We start from the raw sequence: 13,480 nt of genomic DNA, 5'->3' as shown, positions 1-13,480 counted from the left end.
GCGCTTGAGATGTATTGCGTTCAAACGGTTTCCTGTCCTGCGACGCGCCACAGGTCATCGTTTGTCCTTGTGGCGGGCGCGGATCGCCTCGACCGGGCGCGATCTTTCGCCGAAACCGGGGCAGTGGAACTCCGTTGGCATGTGGTTCACCCGCTGGGTCGAGTGCTTTTTCAACAGGTTCAGAAATTCCGGCATATCGCCTTGCGCTGTGAGAAAACCAATGCCGCAATCCGAAGCTTCGCCGCACTGGCCCGCAGCAAGACATGGCAGGCTGGCTTGAATGAAGATGCCGCCTGAAGGGCCGGGCCGTTTAGCGGTGATCTGCAAGCTGCGATCGGCGGGATCCTGCCGGTCACGAACTTTCCATGGAACCGCGTGTGGCGGCGGACATTGAGAAGGGTATTTTCCGGTTTCGCGCGGGCCGAACGGGGCGCGGCGCATCATGGCAGGAGGATGGACCCTTGAGCACATCAGGCGCCGAGCGCGAGCGTCATACCCTGGTGGATACCCTGCGCGCCATCGTGCTGGCAGCGGTGATCGTCGTCAACATGATGACGATGGCCGGGCTCGCCTACATGACCCCCGAATTGCGCGCGGCGATGCTGGGGCCGTTCGATCTGGCGGCCTGGCGTTTCATTACCGTGTTCCTGGAGGGCAAGGCGCTGGCGGCGTTTTCCTTCATGTTCGGGCTGAGCTTCAGCCTGATCATGCGCAGGGCGGCCCGGGCGGACGGGCCTGCGGCGCTCATGTTCCTGCGCCGGCTGGCGGTATTGGGGGTCATCGGCCTGTTCAACGCGGTGTTCCTGTTCTGGGCGGATATCCTGATGTCCTATGCGGCGCTGGGGGTGATCCTGCCGCTGGCTGCGCGATTGTCAGCTCGGGTCCTGTTGTGGATTTCGGGCGCGCTGATCCTGGCGGGACCGGCGGTTCTGGGTCTGGCGGGGCTGGAGCGCCCGAAGCCTGTTCCGAAGGGGCATCTGGACAGTCTGGATGCCTATGCCTCCTCCTCCTTCGTCGATACGATCCGGCAGAACTGGCATATGGTGATGAACGCGGCGGAGGGGGGCGACAGCATGCTGGTGCTGCGGTTCTTCATTCTGTCGGGTCTGTTCCTGCTGGGGCTGGCGGTGGGGAAATCAGGGCTGCTGCGGCGGCTGCCCGAGTATCGTGATCGGCTGCTGCGCGGGGGTGTTGTATTGCTGGCGCTGGGGTTGGGTCTGAAACTGATGCCCGAGGCTGCGGGGGTGATGTCCGTGCGGTACCTGAACACGCCGGTGATGGCGCTTGGGTATCTGATGCTGCTGGCGCATCTGTTGCAGCGCCCCGGAGCCGCGCCCTTGCACCAGGCGCTGGCGCCGCTGGGGCGGATGAGCCTGACGGCCTATCTGATGTCGGCGGCGCTGGGGCAGGCGGTGTTCTATGGCTGGGGGCTGCAGCTGATCGGCCAATTGGGAACGGTGCAGGTGGCGGGTGTCGCGCTGGGGATATTTACCGTGCTGGCGGGGTTCGCACAGCTCTGGTTCCGGCATTTCCTCTATGGGCCGTGGGAATGGGTCTGGCGCAGCCTTACGCGGCTGGAAGTGCAGCCTCTGCACGGGGCGCGTCAGGTCGGATGAGCTTGCTCTCCCCTGGTGGCGGGGCGCGGCCTTGCCCCCCATCGAGGGGGGACGCGGCCGCCTCGCGCCCCGAGGGCGCTCAGGCGCGCGTGGCAGCGGTGTGATGGTGTTTTGCCAAGGCTCTGGCTTGTGGGCCTGATGCGCGGTGTATAAAGAATGGGCCATGTGCAGCGTCATGGTCTTTAGGTGAGGTGCAGGTGGACATGTCCGGGCATCTTGATCCTGGGATCGTGGACGATTTACGGGAAAAGCTGGTCACGCATTATGTCGGAGGTGGCTGGCGTGCGCCATTGGCAACCGGAGGGAACCCGGTGCGGCTGGCCTGCGGCAGGTGTCCGGGACAGATCGTGCCTGCCGGGCCTCTGGATGTTGAGCGGGCGCTTCTCCATGCGCGCGCATTTGCCGTTTCTGGCGCGGGGGCGGCCGCAGGCGCTGCCTTAGCCGAAAGGATCATGCAGGACAGTGGCGCCCTGGAGGCGACGCTAGAGCGGGCACAGCGCGCCGAATGCGGCGCAGCCGGCCGGTCCCTTGCCGAGGGCGCATTGCAACATCTGGTCACGGACCGGCGGCCTGTGGCGTTGCTGTTCCCTGCGGACCTGATGCCGCGCGCACAATTGCTGCTGGTCGAAAGCGTGTTGCGCAGCGGGCGTCCGCTGATCATCAAGCCCGCGCCCGGCGGCGCCGTTGCCGCGACCGTTCTTTTTGATGCGCTGCATGCCCTGGGGGTGTCCCCGGGGGCTGTGGCGCTGTTGCAAGGCGATGGCCCCGGGACCGGGGGGCTGTTGCAGCGGCATCCGGACCTGGAGACATTGCGCATATTGTCGCGGGACAAATGACGCACTGCTGCGGTTCCGCGCCTCTGCGCCCCCGGGCGTCGGGGTGGGCGGGTGGGCGACGCCCGGGGGCGCAGAGGGGCCAGCGGCCACAACTGCAAGGTCACGCGTCGGGGACAAATTCCATAGCGACACCATTCATGCAGTAGCGCAGGCCGGTGGGCGGGGGGCCGTCAGGAAAGACATGTCCCAGATGCGCGCCACAGCCGCTGCAATGCACCTCGGTGCGGCGCATGAAGAACTTTCGGTCCACGCGCGTCCCGATGGCCTCATCGTCGATCGGCGCCCAGAACGAGGGCCATCCCGTGCCGCTGTCGAACTTCTGCGTCTGATCGAACAGTCCCTGTCCGCAGCAGATGCAATGAAACCGCCCCGGCACCTTTGGAAAGTCATCATGGGAAAAGGCGCGCTCGGTGCCTTCCTTGCGGGTCACCTTATAGGCCAGATCCGACAATTGCGCGCGCCACTCGGCATCGCTTTTCTCGACCGGAAAACTCATGTCAGCTCCCTTGCTTCGCAATACTGTCATTTCCCTATATGATCTAGGAGTCTATGTGCCCCGGACCAGAGGCCCTGGCCATCCGGCACAGTGAACAGAGGGGGATCCCCATGCCCGCCAGCAGCCTTGCCGCAACGACCTCGCTCAGCCCTGTGCGCTATGGCGCGGCCACAGCACGTTCGGCCAGCACCTTGCGGGCTGCGCTGGCCCTGCGTGCACGGGTCTTTCGCGCCGGTCGGCCGGATGCCGATGCGTTCGACCCCCAGGCCAGGCATCTGGTGGTGCGGGAGGAGGGCAGCGGGACCGTCGTGGCCACGTGTCGGGTGCTGATCCTGCCCGACGGCCCTGCCGCGAACCGGGGCTACAGCGCGCAATTCTATGATCTGCGCGGGCTGGCCGATGTCGGCGCGCCGATCCTGGAACTGGGGCGCTTCTGCCTTGCCCCGGCAGTCCGCCATGTCCCCGACATTCCGCGCCTGCTTCTGGGCGAGGTGGCCGCACTGGTCGATGCCATGGGGGCCCGGCTGCTGATGGGATGCAGCTCTTTTCCCGGGGCCGAGCCAGACCGCCACGCTCCGGCGCTGGCCTGGCTGGCGGCGCATCACCTGGCGCGGCCCGCAATCGCCCCCGGTCCGGCCGCATCCGAAACCACGCCGCTGCAACAGCCGGTTGCCGCGGTGGCCCCCTCGCCGCGCGGGATACCCCCGTTGCTGCGCAGCTATCTGGCGCTTGGAGGGCGGGTGTCGGACCACGCGGTCATTGACCGGGATCTGGACACGCTGCATGTGCTGACGCTGGTGGACACGGCAACAATCCCCCCCGCGCGCAAGGCGCGGCTGCGGGCCCTGGCGGCGCTGGCCGCGCACTGACAGGGCTGCGCGCGCCCCCTTGCGCTGCGGAAAAATACGTCTATGGTCCGGCGCTCGAGCGAACAGGGCTTGGAACATGTACCCCGGCGGTGTATGGCATCCCCCGTATCGACCGAACCGATCCAAGATTCCCCGGGTCCGGCGCCTGGCGCGGGCCCATTCACGACAGATACCCGAGGTTGAACCCATGGCCGTGCAACAGAACCGCGTAACCCGCTCCCGCCGCAACATGCGCCGGGCCCATGATGCGCTGGTTGCCGCAAACCCGAACGAATGCCCCAGCTGCGGTGAGCTGAAGCGCCCGCATCATGTGTGCCCGTCCTGCGGCTTCTACAATGACCGCGAAGTGGTCGCCCAGGCCGCCGACGTCGATCTGGACGACGACGCGGCCTGAGCGCGCGCGGGCGCTGCGCAATGACCCATAGTGATACCGCCCATGCTGCACCGGTCCGAAAGATAAGCGTTTCGGTCGATGCCATGGGTGGTGATACCGGCCCGGCGGAGGTTGTGGCCGGTTGCGTGCTGTCCGCCCGGAAGAACCCGCAGCTTGGACTGGTGCTGCACGGCGATGCCGCCGTGCTGCAGCCGCTGGTTGACAAGCATGCCGAGCTCAGGGAGCGCGCCACCGTGGCCCATGCCGACGGTGTGGTGACCATGGACGAAAAGCCCAGCCATGTCATGCGCCATGGCAAGGACACGTCCATGTGGTCCTGCGTCGATTCGGTGCGTGACGGGGGTGCCGCTGCGGCGGTGTCCTGTGGCAATACCGGCGCGTTGATGGCGCTGTCCATGCTGCGCCTGCGCAAGCTGCCGGGTGTGGACCGCCCGGCGATTGCCTGCATGTGGCCGAAGCGTGGCAGCCGTGACTACAACGTCATGCTGGACGTGGGCGCCGATATCCGCGCCGACGCGGACAATCTGATGCAATACGCCCTGCTGGGCACGGCCTATTACCGCAATGCCTTCAATGTGTCCCGGCCGCGGGTAGGGCTGCTCAATGTCGGCACCGAAGACCACAAGGGCCGCAGCGAAATCCGCGAGGCGCATGACCTGATCGCCGCCATGAGCGAAATCGGGCGATATGATTACGTCGGCTTTGTCGAGGGGTCGGACATCCCGGCCGCGCATGTGGATGTCATCGTGACCGATGGGTTCACGGGTAATGTCGCGCTCAAGACCGCCGAGGGCACGGCCCGCCTGATTCGCGATCTGCTGCATGCCGAAATCTCGGCCTCTTGGGTGTCGCGGCTGGCGGCGCTGCCATCCATCGGCACCTTCCGGCGGTTGCAGAAACGGATTGATCCGCGCCGGGTCAACGGGGGTGTGTTCCTGGGGCTGAACGGCACGGTGGTCAAATCCCATGGCAGCGCCGATGCAACCGGGGTTTCCGCGGCGATCAAGCTGGCCTTTCAACTGGCGCAATCCGGTTTTCAGGGGCGCATGTCCGAACGGCTGGCCGCCGTTGCCCGGAGCGCCGAGGAGCATCGCGCCGCGATTGCGGTTGCAGGCAAGAACGGACAGGGGGAGGAATGACGCGCAGGTCAGTGATCATTGGAACCGGGCATTATCTGCCCGCGCGCGTGGTTCCAAATTCCGAATTTGCCAAGACGCTGGACACGTCGGATGAATGGATCCGGTCGCGCTCGGGGATCGAGCGGCGCCATTTCGCCGCACCGGGTGAGTTCACCTCGCATCTGGCGATCCATGCGGGGCGGGCGGCACTGGAAAACGCCGGGCTGTCAGCCGGTGACATCGACGCGGTGGTCGTGGCGACCTCAACCCCGGATCACACATTTCCCGCCGTGGCAACCCAGGTCCAGGACGGTCTGGGCATGACCCGGGGCTTTGCCTTTGACGTGCAGGCGGTCTGTGCAGGCTTCGTCTTTGCCATGGCCAATGCCAATGGCATGATCCTGTCCGGCCAGGCCGACCGGGTGCTGGTGATCGGGGCCGAGACATTCTCGCGCATCATGGACTGGACCGATCGCGGCACCTGCGTCCTGTTCGGTGATGGCGCCGGCGCCGTGGTGCTGGAGGCGCAGCAGGGCGCCGGGGGGTCGGATGACCGTGGCATCCTGTCCACGGACCTCAATTCGGACGGGCGTTTCCGGGATCTGCTGTATGTGGACGGGGGCGTATCCACCAGCGGCACCGCAGGGTGTCTGCGCATGCAGGGGCGCGAGGTCTTCCGCCATGCCGTGGAAAAGCTGGCCGCCACGGCCCAGACCGCGCTGGAACGCACCGGCCTGGGGGCGCAGGATGTTGACTGGGTCGTGCCCCATCAGGCCAATCTGCGCATCATCCGTGGCACCGCGCAGAAGCTGGGCCTGCCGATGGAGAAGGTCGTCGTCACGGTGCAGGACCATGGCAATACCTCGGCGGCGTCGATCCCGCTGGCGCTGTCGGTCGCTGCCTCCGAAGGGCGCTTTTCCCGTGGTGATCTGGTCCTGCTGGAGGCCATCGGCGGCGGGCTGAGCTGGGGGGCCGTGGCCCTTCGCTGGTAGGGCCGGGGTGCCCTGTCCTGTCCGTGGCGATTCTCCGCGCATCGGAAATCTAAACCACTCTGCGAAGGCCGCGTTTCAAGGCGTTGATATTGACTCGGAATCTGCCTTGTCCCATGTTCTTGGCTCAGCTGGGGGGCAAGGCATGAGCGAAAACACTCTGACGCGGATGGATCTGAGCGAGGCCGTTTTCCGCGAGGTTGGACTTTCACGCAACGAATCGGCGCAACTGGTCGAAACCGTTTTGCAGCATATTTCGGACGCGCTGGTGCGCGGCGAGCAGGTCAAGATTTCGTCCTTTGGCACGTTCAGCGTGCGCGACAAGGGATCGCGGGTGGGGCGCAATCCCAAGACCGGCGAAGAGGTTCCGATCGATCCGCGCCGCGTGCTGACCTTTCGACCGTCGCATATTCTGAAGGATCGGGTTGCAAGCGGTAACAGGGCTGGTTGATGCGCAAGGCGCCCGAGGCATTCCGGACCATCAGCGAAGTGGCCGAGATCCTGCAGACCCCGGCACATGTGTTGCGGTTCTGGGAAAGCAAGTTCTCGCATGTCAAACCGGTGAAGCGGGCAGGGGGGCGGCGCTATTACCGGCCCTCGGATGTGCTGCTGCTGGCCGGGATTCGCAGCCTTCTGCATGACCAGGGCATGACGATTCGCGGCGTGCAGAAGATGCTGTCGGACAAGGGCACCCGCCATGTGACCGGGATGGCGCCCCCGGCCATGGTTGCCCAGATCGGTGGCGAAACCGATGCGGTGGAGCTGGACGCTTCGGCCATCGAGGGCGAGGTTGCGACCGATGACGCCCGCGTGCCGGTATCGGACACGCCCATGGCGGCTGATCCGCCTGAGGACCCCGCTCCGGCGGCGCCCGCGGCGCAAGAGCACCCGCAGCCCCCTGAGGAACCTGCGGACACCCGCGCCGCCGAAACGCCAGAGGAAACCGCCGCTGACCCGGTTGTGGCCGCGCCCGATGCGCCGCCGTCCGAGGCCGAGGACCCCGCCGAAACCGCCGCAGACGCCGTTGCGAACGGGCGCGACCCTGTTCACGCCCCCACCGGGTCCGACGCCGCGCGCGTCGATGCGACCAGTGCGGATGATGAGGTCAACGAGCCCGAGGCCACCGATGCCGAGCCCGAGGCCACCGCCCGCGATGGCGACTCACCCGCCGCGCCGCGCCTGGCCCTGCGCCTGCGTGGGATGCGCCCGGGACAGGCAGCGCCGCACCGTCCCGCGCTGGTTGCTGCCTCTCGGCGGCTTGACGCGTTGCTGGAGCGCATGTCCGAAACAAGCGGTGTGCGGCGCTGGTAGCCGCAAGGCGGAATGAACGCGGAACCCGGGCAATATTTTCCCTTGCCCCCGGCGCTCAATCCGCTAAACACGCCGGTGTTCGGGCTATGGCGCAGCCTGGTAGCGCGTCCGTCTGGGGGACGGAAGGTCGCAGGTTCGAGTCCTGCTAGCCCGACCAAATCATTTCGATTGCAGCTACCACCCCTTGGGTTTCCTCAAGTCTTTCCCATGGGGCCCCACCCGTGTAAGAGCGCAGGGATTGCGTGCTCAAGGGGGCCTCTGATGACCGCACAGCCAGGCGTTCTGCCGGACTATGACCTGCGCCAGATGCACGCCGCTGGCCAGATTTCTGCGACCACCCCCCTGGGCGATGATCAGGTCCAGCCCGCCAGCCTGGACCTGCGGCTTGGCGCGGTGGCGCACCGGGTGCGGGCGTCCTTCCTGGCCGGGCAGGGGCGGGCGGTCCGTGACCGGCTGGATGAATTCGGCATGCATTCCATGGATCTGACCTCTGGCGCGGTGCTGGAGAAAGGCTGCGTCTATGTGGTCCCGCTGATGGAATCGCTGGCGCTTCCGGGGGATGTGCAGGCCGTGGCCAATGCCAAGAGTTCCACCGGACGGCTGGACCTGCTGACCCGGGTCATCACCGACGAAGGGACTGAATTCGACCGAGTGCCCGCGGGCTATTCCGGACCACTCTATGCCGAAATCTGCCCGCGGTCATTCTCGGTCCTTGTGCGCCCCGGGATGCGGCTGAACCAGATCCGGTTCCGGCGCGGGCAGGCGGTCTTGAAGGATGACGCCCTTGCCGCGCTGCATGCGCAGGTTGGTCTGGTCTCGGGGCAGGCGGTGATCTCCGAAGGGCTGGGGTTTTCCGTGGACCTGCGCCCGGCCACCGGCGGGCTGGCGGGGTATCGCGCCAAGCCGCACACCGGGGTGATCGATCTGGACAGGATCGGCGCCTATGACCCGCTGGATTTCTGGGACCCGCTACAGACCGATGGCGGCAAGCTGATCCTGGACCCCGGCGCGTTCTATATTCTGGTCAGCCGTGAAGCCGTGCATATCCCGCCCGATTACGCGGCCGAAATGGCGCCCTATCTGGCCATGGTGGGCGAATTCCGGGTCCATTACGCCGGGTTCTTCGATCCCGGTTTCGGCCATTCCGCCGCCGGGGGCGCGGGCGCGCGCGGCGTGCTGGAGGTCCGCTGCCATGAAGCGCCCTTTGTGCTGGAACACGGGCAGGTTGTGGGGCGGCTGGTGTATGAGCGCATGGCATCGCGCCCTTCGGTGCTTTACGGCGCGCAGATTGCGTCGAACTATCAGGGGCAGGGGCTGAAACTGTCCAAGCATTTCCGCGCCGCCTGAGCCGTCAGATAGGCGCCTTATGGCTTATCTTTGCCGGCGCGCCATGATACCACAGAACGAATTTTTCTGACCGACCGGAGGATGACCATGGCCCTCGATGCCCCCGCCCTGAAGCCGAAGGACAAGCCTGATCTGGGCCGCTTCACCTGGGATGACCCGCTGCGCCTGGACAGCCAGCTCACCGAAGAAGAGCGCATGCTGCGCGATGCCGCCCATGCCTTTGCCCAGTCCGAGCTGCAACCCCGCGTGACTGATGCCTACCGCACCGAAGCCGCTGCACCCGAACTCTTCCCGCTGATGGGGCAGGCCGGGCTGCTGGGCGCCACCCTGCCCGAGGAATACGGCGGCCTGGGCGCGGGCTATGTCACCTATGGCCTGATCGCGCGCGAGATCGAGCGCGTGGATTCCGGTTATCGCTCGATGATGTCGGTGCAATCCTCGCTGGTGATCTATCCGATCTATGCCTATGGCACCGAGGACCAGCGCCAGAAATACCTGCCGGGCCTGTGTTCCGGCGCGCTGATCGGCTGTTTCGGCCTGACCGAACCTGATGCGGGGTCAGACCCCGCGGGCATGAAGACCCGGGCCGAGAAAACCGCCACCGGCTACCGCATCAGCGGCTCCAAGATGTGGATTTCCAACAGCCCCTTCGCCGATGTCTTCGTGATCTGGGCCAAATCCGACGCCCATGGCGGCAAGATCCGGGGCTTTGTGCTGGAAAAGGGCATGAAGGGGCTTTCGGCGCCCAAGATCGGCGGCAAGCAATCCCTGCGGGCCTCGACCACCGGCGAGATCGTCATGGACGGGGTTGAGGTCGGCGAGGGCGCGCTGCTGCCGCATGTGGAGGGGCTGAAGGGCCCGTTCGGCTGCCTCAACCGTGCCCGCTACGGGATCGCCTGGGGCGTCATGGGCGCGGCCGAAACCTGCTGGCACGCCGCGCGCAGCTATGGGCTGGACCGCAAGCAATTCGGCAAGCCGCTGGCGCAGACGCAGCTGTTCCAGAAGAAGCTGGCCGACATGCAGACCGAAATCACGCTGGGCCTGCAGGCCGCGCTGCAGGTCGGACGGCTGATGGACGCGGCCGAGGGCGCGCCGGAAATGATCAGCCTGATCAAGCGCAACAACTGCGGCAAGGCGCTGGAGATCGCCCGGGTGGCGCGCGACATGCATGGCGGCAACGGTATTTCCGAAGAGTTCCAGGTCATCCGCCACATGATGAACCTGGAAACCGTGAACACCTATGAGGGCACGCATGATATCCACGCCCTGATCCTGGGACGCGCGCAAACCGGTCTGCAGGCGTTCTTCTGAACGGGCTGGGCCGAATGCCCTGAAACCTCGGGCGCGCCGCGCCCGAGCCGTCACCGCAACCAACCGCCTGACCTGGCCATGGACAGCGCCGAAACATCGGCCACCCTGTGCGCCCGGCGCCCGCGCCGGGCCGCGCCCCCGAGGCGCGTAGGGTGGGTGGGTGGGGCGCGGCTCGGGGGCGCTTCAAACGCCTGCCACGGCGGCCCAAGGATGGGCGCAAGCGGTGCCTTGCCATCAAGCTCCAGCTTTCAGCCGGGCTCCGTCAGGTTGATCATCCGGACCGATTGCCCCTGCACACCCAGTGCCAGCGCCCCCTCACACAGCCGTAGCGCATGCGCGCCAAATACCTCACGGCGCCAGCCGCGCAGGGCTGCCAGATCGCGCTCTCCGGCGGCGATGGCATCCAGATCCGCAGCCGAGGCCACCAGCTTCTGAGCCACCCCCCCGGATTCGCAACAGGCCTTGAGCAACACGCGCAGCAGATCGGCCAGCGCCGGATTGACCTGCAGCGCGGCCCGGTCGGGTGGGGTTTCGGGAAACTCGGTCGGGCTCAACGCCTGTCCATCCGCCACGGCCTGCAGGATCCCCTGGGCAATGTCGCCGCGCCGCGCATCGCGCAACAGCAGCCGCGCGCGGCCCAGATCCTCCATCGTGGCCGGGCGCAACGAGGCCAGTTCCAGAAGCGCGTCATCCTTGTAAACCCGCGCGCGCGGCACATTGCGCGACTGCGCGTGGTTCTCACGGAACCGCGCCAACTCGCGCACGATGGCCAGAAAGCGCCCGCCGTTGGAGCGGGTCTTGATCCGCTTCCAGGCGTCCTCGGGGCGGGTGACATAGGTTTCCGGGTCGGTCAGCGCCTCCAGCTCCTCATCGACCCAGGGCGCGCGGCCCGTGGCCTCCAGCTGTTCGGCCAGCTTCTCATAGATCACGCGCAGATGGGTCACATCGGCCAGCGCATAGGCCAGTTGCGCATCCGACAGCGGGCGGCGCGACCAGTCGGTGAAGCGCGAGGCCTTGTCCACCTGACCCTTGGCAAGCTTGCGCACCAGCGTCTCATACCCCACCTGATCGCCATGCCCGCAGACCATGGCTGCCACCTGCGTGTCAAACAGCGGTCGCGGCATGACCCCAAGATCGAAATAGAAGATCTCCAGGTCCTGGCGGGCGGCATGGAAGACCTTGACCGTGGTTTCATCGCGCATCAGCTCGGCCAGGGGCGCCAGCGACAGGCCCTTGTCCCCGGCCAGCGGGTCCACGATCACCGCCTCGCCCGAACCTGGGCCATCCGGTCCCGGCAATGCCATCTGGATCAGGCACAGTTTTGCGTAATAGGTGCGTTCGCGCAGGAATTCGGTGTCGATGGTGACATAGGGCGCCGCATGGGCGCGGGCACAGAACGCGGCCAGGTCGTCGGTGGTGGTGATGATCTTCATGCGGTCGGCGGTCCCCGGGGGCAAGTGACCGAACCGTCATATGTCAAAGCCCCGACCTTGGAAACCCCCGCGCCCGGGGCTCAGGCTGCAGGCTGGCCGCCCGGCCCGTAAAGCGCCCGGGCCCGCTTTTCGAACGCGGCGACGATGCGGCGCATGGCCTGATCGAACACCACCCCGATCAGCCGCTGAAGCATGGCGCTGCGGAACTCGAAATCCACATGGAAATCAACGATGCAGCCGCCATCCTCGGCCGCGCGCAGGGACCAGCTGGAATGCATGTACTTGAACGGGCCATCCAGATAGGTGGTCTTGATCAGGCCCTGGTCCGGATACATCTGCACCCGGCTGGTGAACCGCTCTCGAAACACCTTGAACGAGATTACCAGATCCGCGTCGATTTCCTCGCCGCCCTCGATCGGTCGGCGGGCGCGGATGCGGGCGGCCGATGTCCAGGGCAGGAATTCCGGGTAGCGGGCCACATCGGCCACCAGATCAAAGATCTGCTGCGCGCTATAGGGCATGTGGCGGTATTCGTTATGTTTCGGCATGCGAGGCGTAGGGCTTTCACAGGTTCTTTTCGGCAGCGCCCTCATGTCCTAGAGTGGCGTCCAAAAATCAAGGGGCCGCCATGACGCATGCCGAGTACGTAATCGACCAAATGATCAGCGCCAAGTCCATTGCCGCGCGGGTCGAAGACCTTGCCGCCGAAATCTCGGCCCATTTCCGCGATACGGACAAGCTGGTGGTGGTGGGGCTGCTGCGCGGCTCCTTCGTGTTCATCGCCGATCTGGTGCGTGAACTTGACCTGCCGGTCGAGGTCGATTTCCTCGAAGCCTCCTCCTATGGCAACGCGATGAAATCCTCGCGTGAGGTGCGCATCCTCAAGGACCTTTCGGGCGAGATTGCAGGCCGTGACGTGCTGGTCGTCGAGGATATCGTGGACACGGGCTTCACGCTGCACCATGTCGTGGGCATGCTGCGTGCCCGCGAACCGGCGCGGCTGGAGGTCTGTGCGCTTCTGGACAAGCCCTCGCGCCGTGAGGTGGACATCCGTGCCACCTGGACCGGATTCGAGATCCCGGATGAATTCGTGGTGGGGTATGGCATCGATTATGCACAGCGAAACCGCAACCTGCCCTATATCGGCAAGGTCCGATTCGATGACGTCTGAATGACGCACTGGGCGCGAAGAAATCACGTTTGTGCGTTTTGACAGGGCGCCGAGCGCGCCCTACCGTGCCGCGTGTTACATCAACCCGGAGTCCTTACATGCCTTTTCGCACGCCCCTTCTTGCTTCGATTCTGGGCCTCGCCACGGCTGGCGCGGTGCTGGCCGATACCAATCCGGCCGTGGATGCACGCCAGGCCCAGTTTACCTTGTATGCGCATAATCTGGCGGTGGTGGGCTCCATGGCGCAGGGGCGTATGGACTATGATGCCGATGCGGCGCAGACCGCTGCCGATAATCTCTATCACCTGACGCGTCATGATCAGGGTCGGATGTGGCCCGAAGGGACCGACAACGCCAGCATCGAAGGCACCCGTGCGCTGCCCGGCATCTGGGAGGATCTGGACGATTTCACCGCGAAATTCGTGGCCCTGCAGGAGGCGGCCGAGTCACTTCAGGCGGTTGCGGGTGACGGTCTGGACGCCCTGCGCCCTGCCGTGGGACAGCTGGGCGCGGCCTGCGCCGCCTGCCATGATGCCAATCGTGCTGAGCGGTGAGCGTTCGCCTGTTGCGGCGCGGCTGTGATCCAGCG

General features: G+C 66.0%; 16 protein-coding genes and 1 tRNA gene. 13 read left to right on the top strand and 4 right to left on the bottom strand.

Going from position 1 to position 13,480, the window contains the following annotated elements; genetic code table 11:
* Positions 1-54: 54 nt before the first annotated feature.
* On the bottom strand, positions 55-444 hold the full coding sequence (locus tag HUK65_RS09160) for a hypothetical protein (protein WP_179905861.1): 390 nt from the start codon (positions 442-444) through the stop codon (positions 55-57).
* A gap of 17 nt (positions 445-461) precedes the next feature.
* Here HUK65_RS09160 and HUK65_RS09155 point away from each other — a divergent pair, with 17 nt between their 5' ends.
* Positions 462-1,616 carry a DUF418 domain-containing protein gene (locus HUK65_RS09155; protein WP_179905860.1) on the top strand — a complete coding sequence of 385 codons (1,155 nt, stop codon included), beginning with the start codon at positions 462-464 and terminating at the stop codon, positions 1,614-1,616.
* Between the two features lie 452 nt (positions 1,617-2,068).
* On the top strand, positions 2,069-2,452 hold the full coding sequence (locus tag HUK65_RS09150) for an aldehyde dehydrogenase family protein (protein ID WP_179905859.1): 384 nt from the start codon (positions 2,069-2,071) through the stop codon (positions 2,450-2,452).
* A gap of 100 nt (positions 2,453-2,552) precedes the next feature.
* Here HUK65_RS09150 and msrB read toward each other — a convergent pair whose 3' ends face one another.
* Complete coding sequence (msrB, locus tag HUK65_RS09145) at positions 2,553-2,948, bottom strand: peptide-methionine (R)-S-oxide reductase MsrB (RefSeq protein WP_179905858.1); 396 nt, start codon at positions 2,946-2,948, stop codon at positions 2,553-2,555.
* Positions 2,949-3,058: 110 nt separating this feature from the next.
* Between msrB and HUK65_RS09140 the strand changes: the two genes are divergently transcribed.
* The 9 genes from HUK65_RS09140 to HUK65_RS09100 all read left to right on the top strand — a co-directional run bounded on the left by HUK65_RS09140 (position 3,059) and on the right by HUK65_RS09100 (position 10,287).
* A complete protein-coding gene (locus HUK65_RS09140) occupies positions 3,059-3,817 on the top strand; it encodes a GNAT family N-acetyltransferase (protein ID WP_179905857.1) in 759 nt (252 codons plus the stop codon).
* 187 nt (positions 3,818-4,004) lie between these two features.
* On the top strand, positions 4,005-4,211 hold the full coding sequence (gene rpmF, locus HUK65_RS09135) for a 50S ribosomal protein L32 (RefSeq protein WP_179905856.1): 207 nt from the start codon (positions 4,005-4,007) through the stop codon (positions 4,209-4,211).
* Positions 4,212-4,231: 20 nt separating this feature from the next.
* Complete coding sequence (gene plsX, locus HUK65_RS09130; protein ID WP_179905855.1) at positions 4,232-5,350, top strand: phosphate acyltransferase PlsX; 1,119 nt, start codon at positions 4,232-4,234, stop codon at positions 5,348-5,350.
* On the top strand, positions 5,347-6,321 hold the full coding sequence (locus HUK65_RS09125) for a beta-ketoacyl-ACP synthase III (RefSeq protein ID WP_179905854.1): 975 nt from the start codon (positions 5,347-5,349) through the stop codon (positions 6,319-6,321). Before plsX ends, HUK65_RS09125 begins: the two co-directional genes overlap by 4 nt.
* 142 nt (positions 6,322-6,463) lie before the next feature.
* Entirely contained in the window at positions 6,464-6,769 is a 306-nt protein-coding gene (gene ihfA / locus HUK65_RS09120) for an integration host factor subunit alpha (protein WP_179905890.1), read from the top strand.
* On the top strand, positions 6,769-7,629 hold the full coding sequence (locus tag HUK65_RS09115) for a MerR family transcriptional regulator (RefSeq protein WP_179905853.1): 861 nt from the start codon (positions 6,769-6,771) through the stop codon (positions 7,627-7,629). Before ihfA ends, HUK65_RS09115 begins: the two co-directional genes overlap by 1 nt.
* A gap of 80 nt (positions 7,630-7,709) precedes the next feature.
* Positions 7,710-7,786: transfer RNA gene (locus tag HUK65_RS09110), tRNA-Pro, on the top strand.
* Between the two features lie 104 nt (positions 7,787-7,890).
* A complete protein-coding gene (locus HUK65_RS09105) occupies positions 7,891-8,976 on the top strand; it encodes a 2'-deoxycytidine 5'-triphosphate deaminase (protein ID WP_179905852.1) in 1,086 nt (361 codons plus the stop codon).
* Between the two features lie 87 nt (positions 8,977-9,063).
* Positions 9,064-10,287 carry an acyl-CoA dehydrogenase gene (locus tag HUK65_RS09100; protein ID WP_179905851.1) on the top strand — a complete coding sequence of 408 codons (1,224 nt, stop codon included), beginning with the start codon at positions 9,064-9,066 and terminating at the stop codon, positions 10,285-10,287.
* Positions 10,288-10,535: 248 nt separating this feature from the next.
* Here the strand turns inward: HUK65_RS09100 and rnd are convergent, their stop codons facing one another.
* On the bottom strand, positions 10,536-11,720 hold the full coding sequence (rnd, locus tag HUK65_RS09095) for a ribonuclease D (RefSeq protein ID WP_179905850.1): 1,185 nt from the start codon (positions 11,718-11,720) through the stop codon (positions 10,536-10,538).
* Between the two features lie 80 nt (positions 11,721-11,800).
* Positions 11,801-12,268, bottom strand: a complete 468-nt coding sequence (locus HUK65_RS09090; RefSeq protein ID WP_179905849.1) for a type II toxin-antitoxin system RatA family toxin — start codon at positions 12,266-12,268, stop codon at positions 11,801-11,803.
* 80 nt (positions 12,269-12,348) lie between these two features.
* On the opposite strand from HUK65_RS09090, the gene hpt reads away from it, so the two are divergent.
* Together hpt and HUK65_RS09080 are read left to right on the top strand one after the other, a co-directional pair.
* Complete coding sequence (hpt, locus tag HUK65_RS09085; protein ID WP_179905848.1) at positions 12,349-12,891, top strand: hypoxanthine phosphoribosyltransferase; 543 nt, start codon at positions 12,349-12,351, stop codon at positions 12,889-12,891.
* Positions 12,892-12,989: 98 nt separating this feature from the next.
* Positions 12,990-13,445: a c-type cytochrome gene (locus HUK65_RS09080; RefSeq protein WP_179905847.1), complete on the top strand. Its 456-nt coding sequence runs from the start codon at positions 12,990-12,992 to the stop codon at positions 13,443-13,445.
* Positions 13,446-13,480: the final 35 nt, after the last annotated feature.

Source organism: Rhabdonatronobacter sediminivivens (genome assembly GCF_013415485.1).
GTDB lineage: Bacteria > Pseudomonadota > Alphaproteobacteria > Rhodobacterales > Rhodobacteraceae > Rhabdonatronobacter > Rhabdonatronobacter sediminivivens.
Note: the sequence above shows the minus strand (reverse complement) of the source record. Positions and strands in the feature narration are given on the sequence as shown.

Excerpts from the sequence above, each read along its gene's own strand:
- hpt (WP_179905848.1), top strand. The coding sequence starts at position 12,349 with ATGACGCATGCCGAGTACGTAATCGACCAAATGATCAGCGCCAAGTCC.
- HUK65_RS09115 (WP_179905853.1), top strand. The coding sequence starts at position 6,769 with ATGCGCAAGGCGCCCGAGGCATTCCGGACCATCAGCGAAGTGGCCGAG.
- HUK65_RS09100 (WP_179905851.1), top strand. The coding sequence starts at position 9,064 with ATGGCCCTCGATGCCCCCGCCCTGAAGCCGAAGGACAAGCCTGATCTG.
- HUK65_RS09105 (WP_179905852.1), top strand. The coding sequence starts at position 7,891 with ATGACCGCACAGCCAGGCGTTCTGCCGGACTATGACCTGCGCCAGATG.
- HUK65_RS09150 (WP_179905859.1), top strand. The coding sequence starts at position 2,069 with ATGCAGGACAGTGGCGCCCTGGAGGCGACGCTAGAGCGGGCACAGCGC.
- HUK65_RS09080 (WP_179905847.1), top strand. The coding sequence starts at position 12,990 with ATGCCTTTTCGCACGCCCCTTCTTGCTTCGATTCTGGGCCTCGCCACG.
- HUK65_RS09160 (WP_179905861.1), bottom strand. The coding sequence starts at position 444 with ATGATGCGCCGCGCCCCGTTCGGCCCGCGCGAAACCGGAAAATACCCT.
- plsX (WP_179905855.1), top strand. The coding sequence starts at position 4,232 with ATGACCCATAGTGATACCGCCCATGCTGCACCGGTCCGAAAGATAAGC.
- HUK65_RS09090 (WP_179905849.1), bottom strand. The coding sequence starts at position 12,268 with ATGCCGAAACATAACGAATACCGCCACATGCCCTATAGCGCGCAGCAG.
- rpmF (WP_179905856.1), top strand. The coding sequence starts at position 4,005 with ATGGCCGTGCAACAGAACCGCGTAACCCGCTCCCGCCGCAACATGCGC.
- HUK65_RS09140 (WP_179905857.1), top strand. The coding sequence starts at position 3,059 with ATGCCCGCCAGCAGCCTTGCCGCAACGACCTCGCTCAGCCCTGTGCGC.
- ihfA (WP_179905890.1), top strand. The coding sequence starts at position 6,464 with ATGAGCGAAAACACTCTGACGCGGATGGATCTGAGCGAGGCCGTTTTC.
- msrB (WP_179905858.1), bottom strand. The coding sequence starts at position 2,948 with ATGAGTTTTCCGGTCGAGAAAAGCGATGCCGAGTGGCGCGCGCAATTG.
- rnd (WP_179905850.1), bottom strand. The coding sequence starts at position 11,720 with ATGAAGATCATCACCACCACCGACGACCTGGCCGCGTTCTGTGCCCGC.
- HUK65_RS09125 (WP_179905854.1), top strand. The coding sequence starts at position 5,347 with ATGACGCGCAGGTCAGTGATCATTGGAACCGGGCATTATCTGCCCGCG.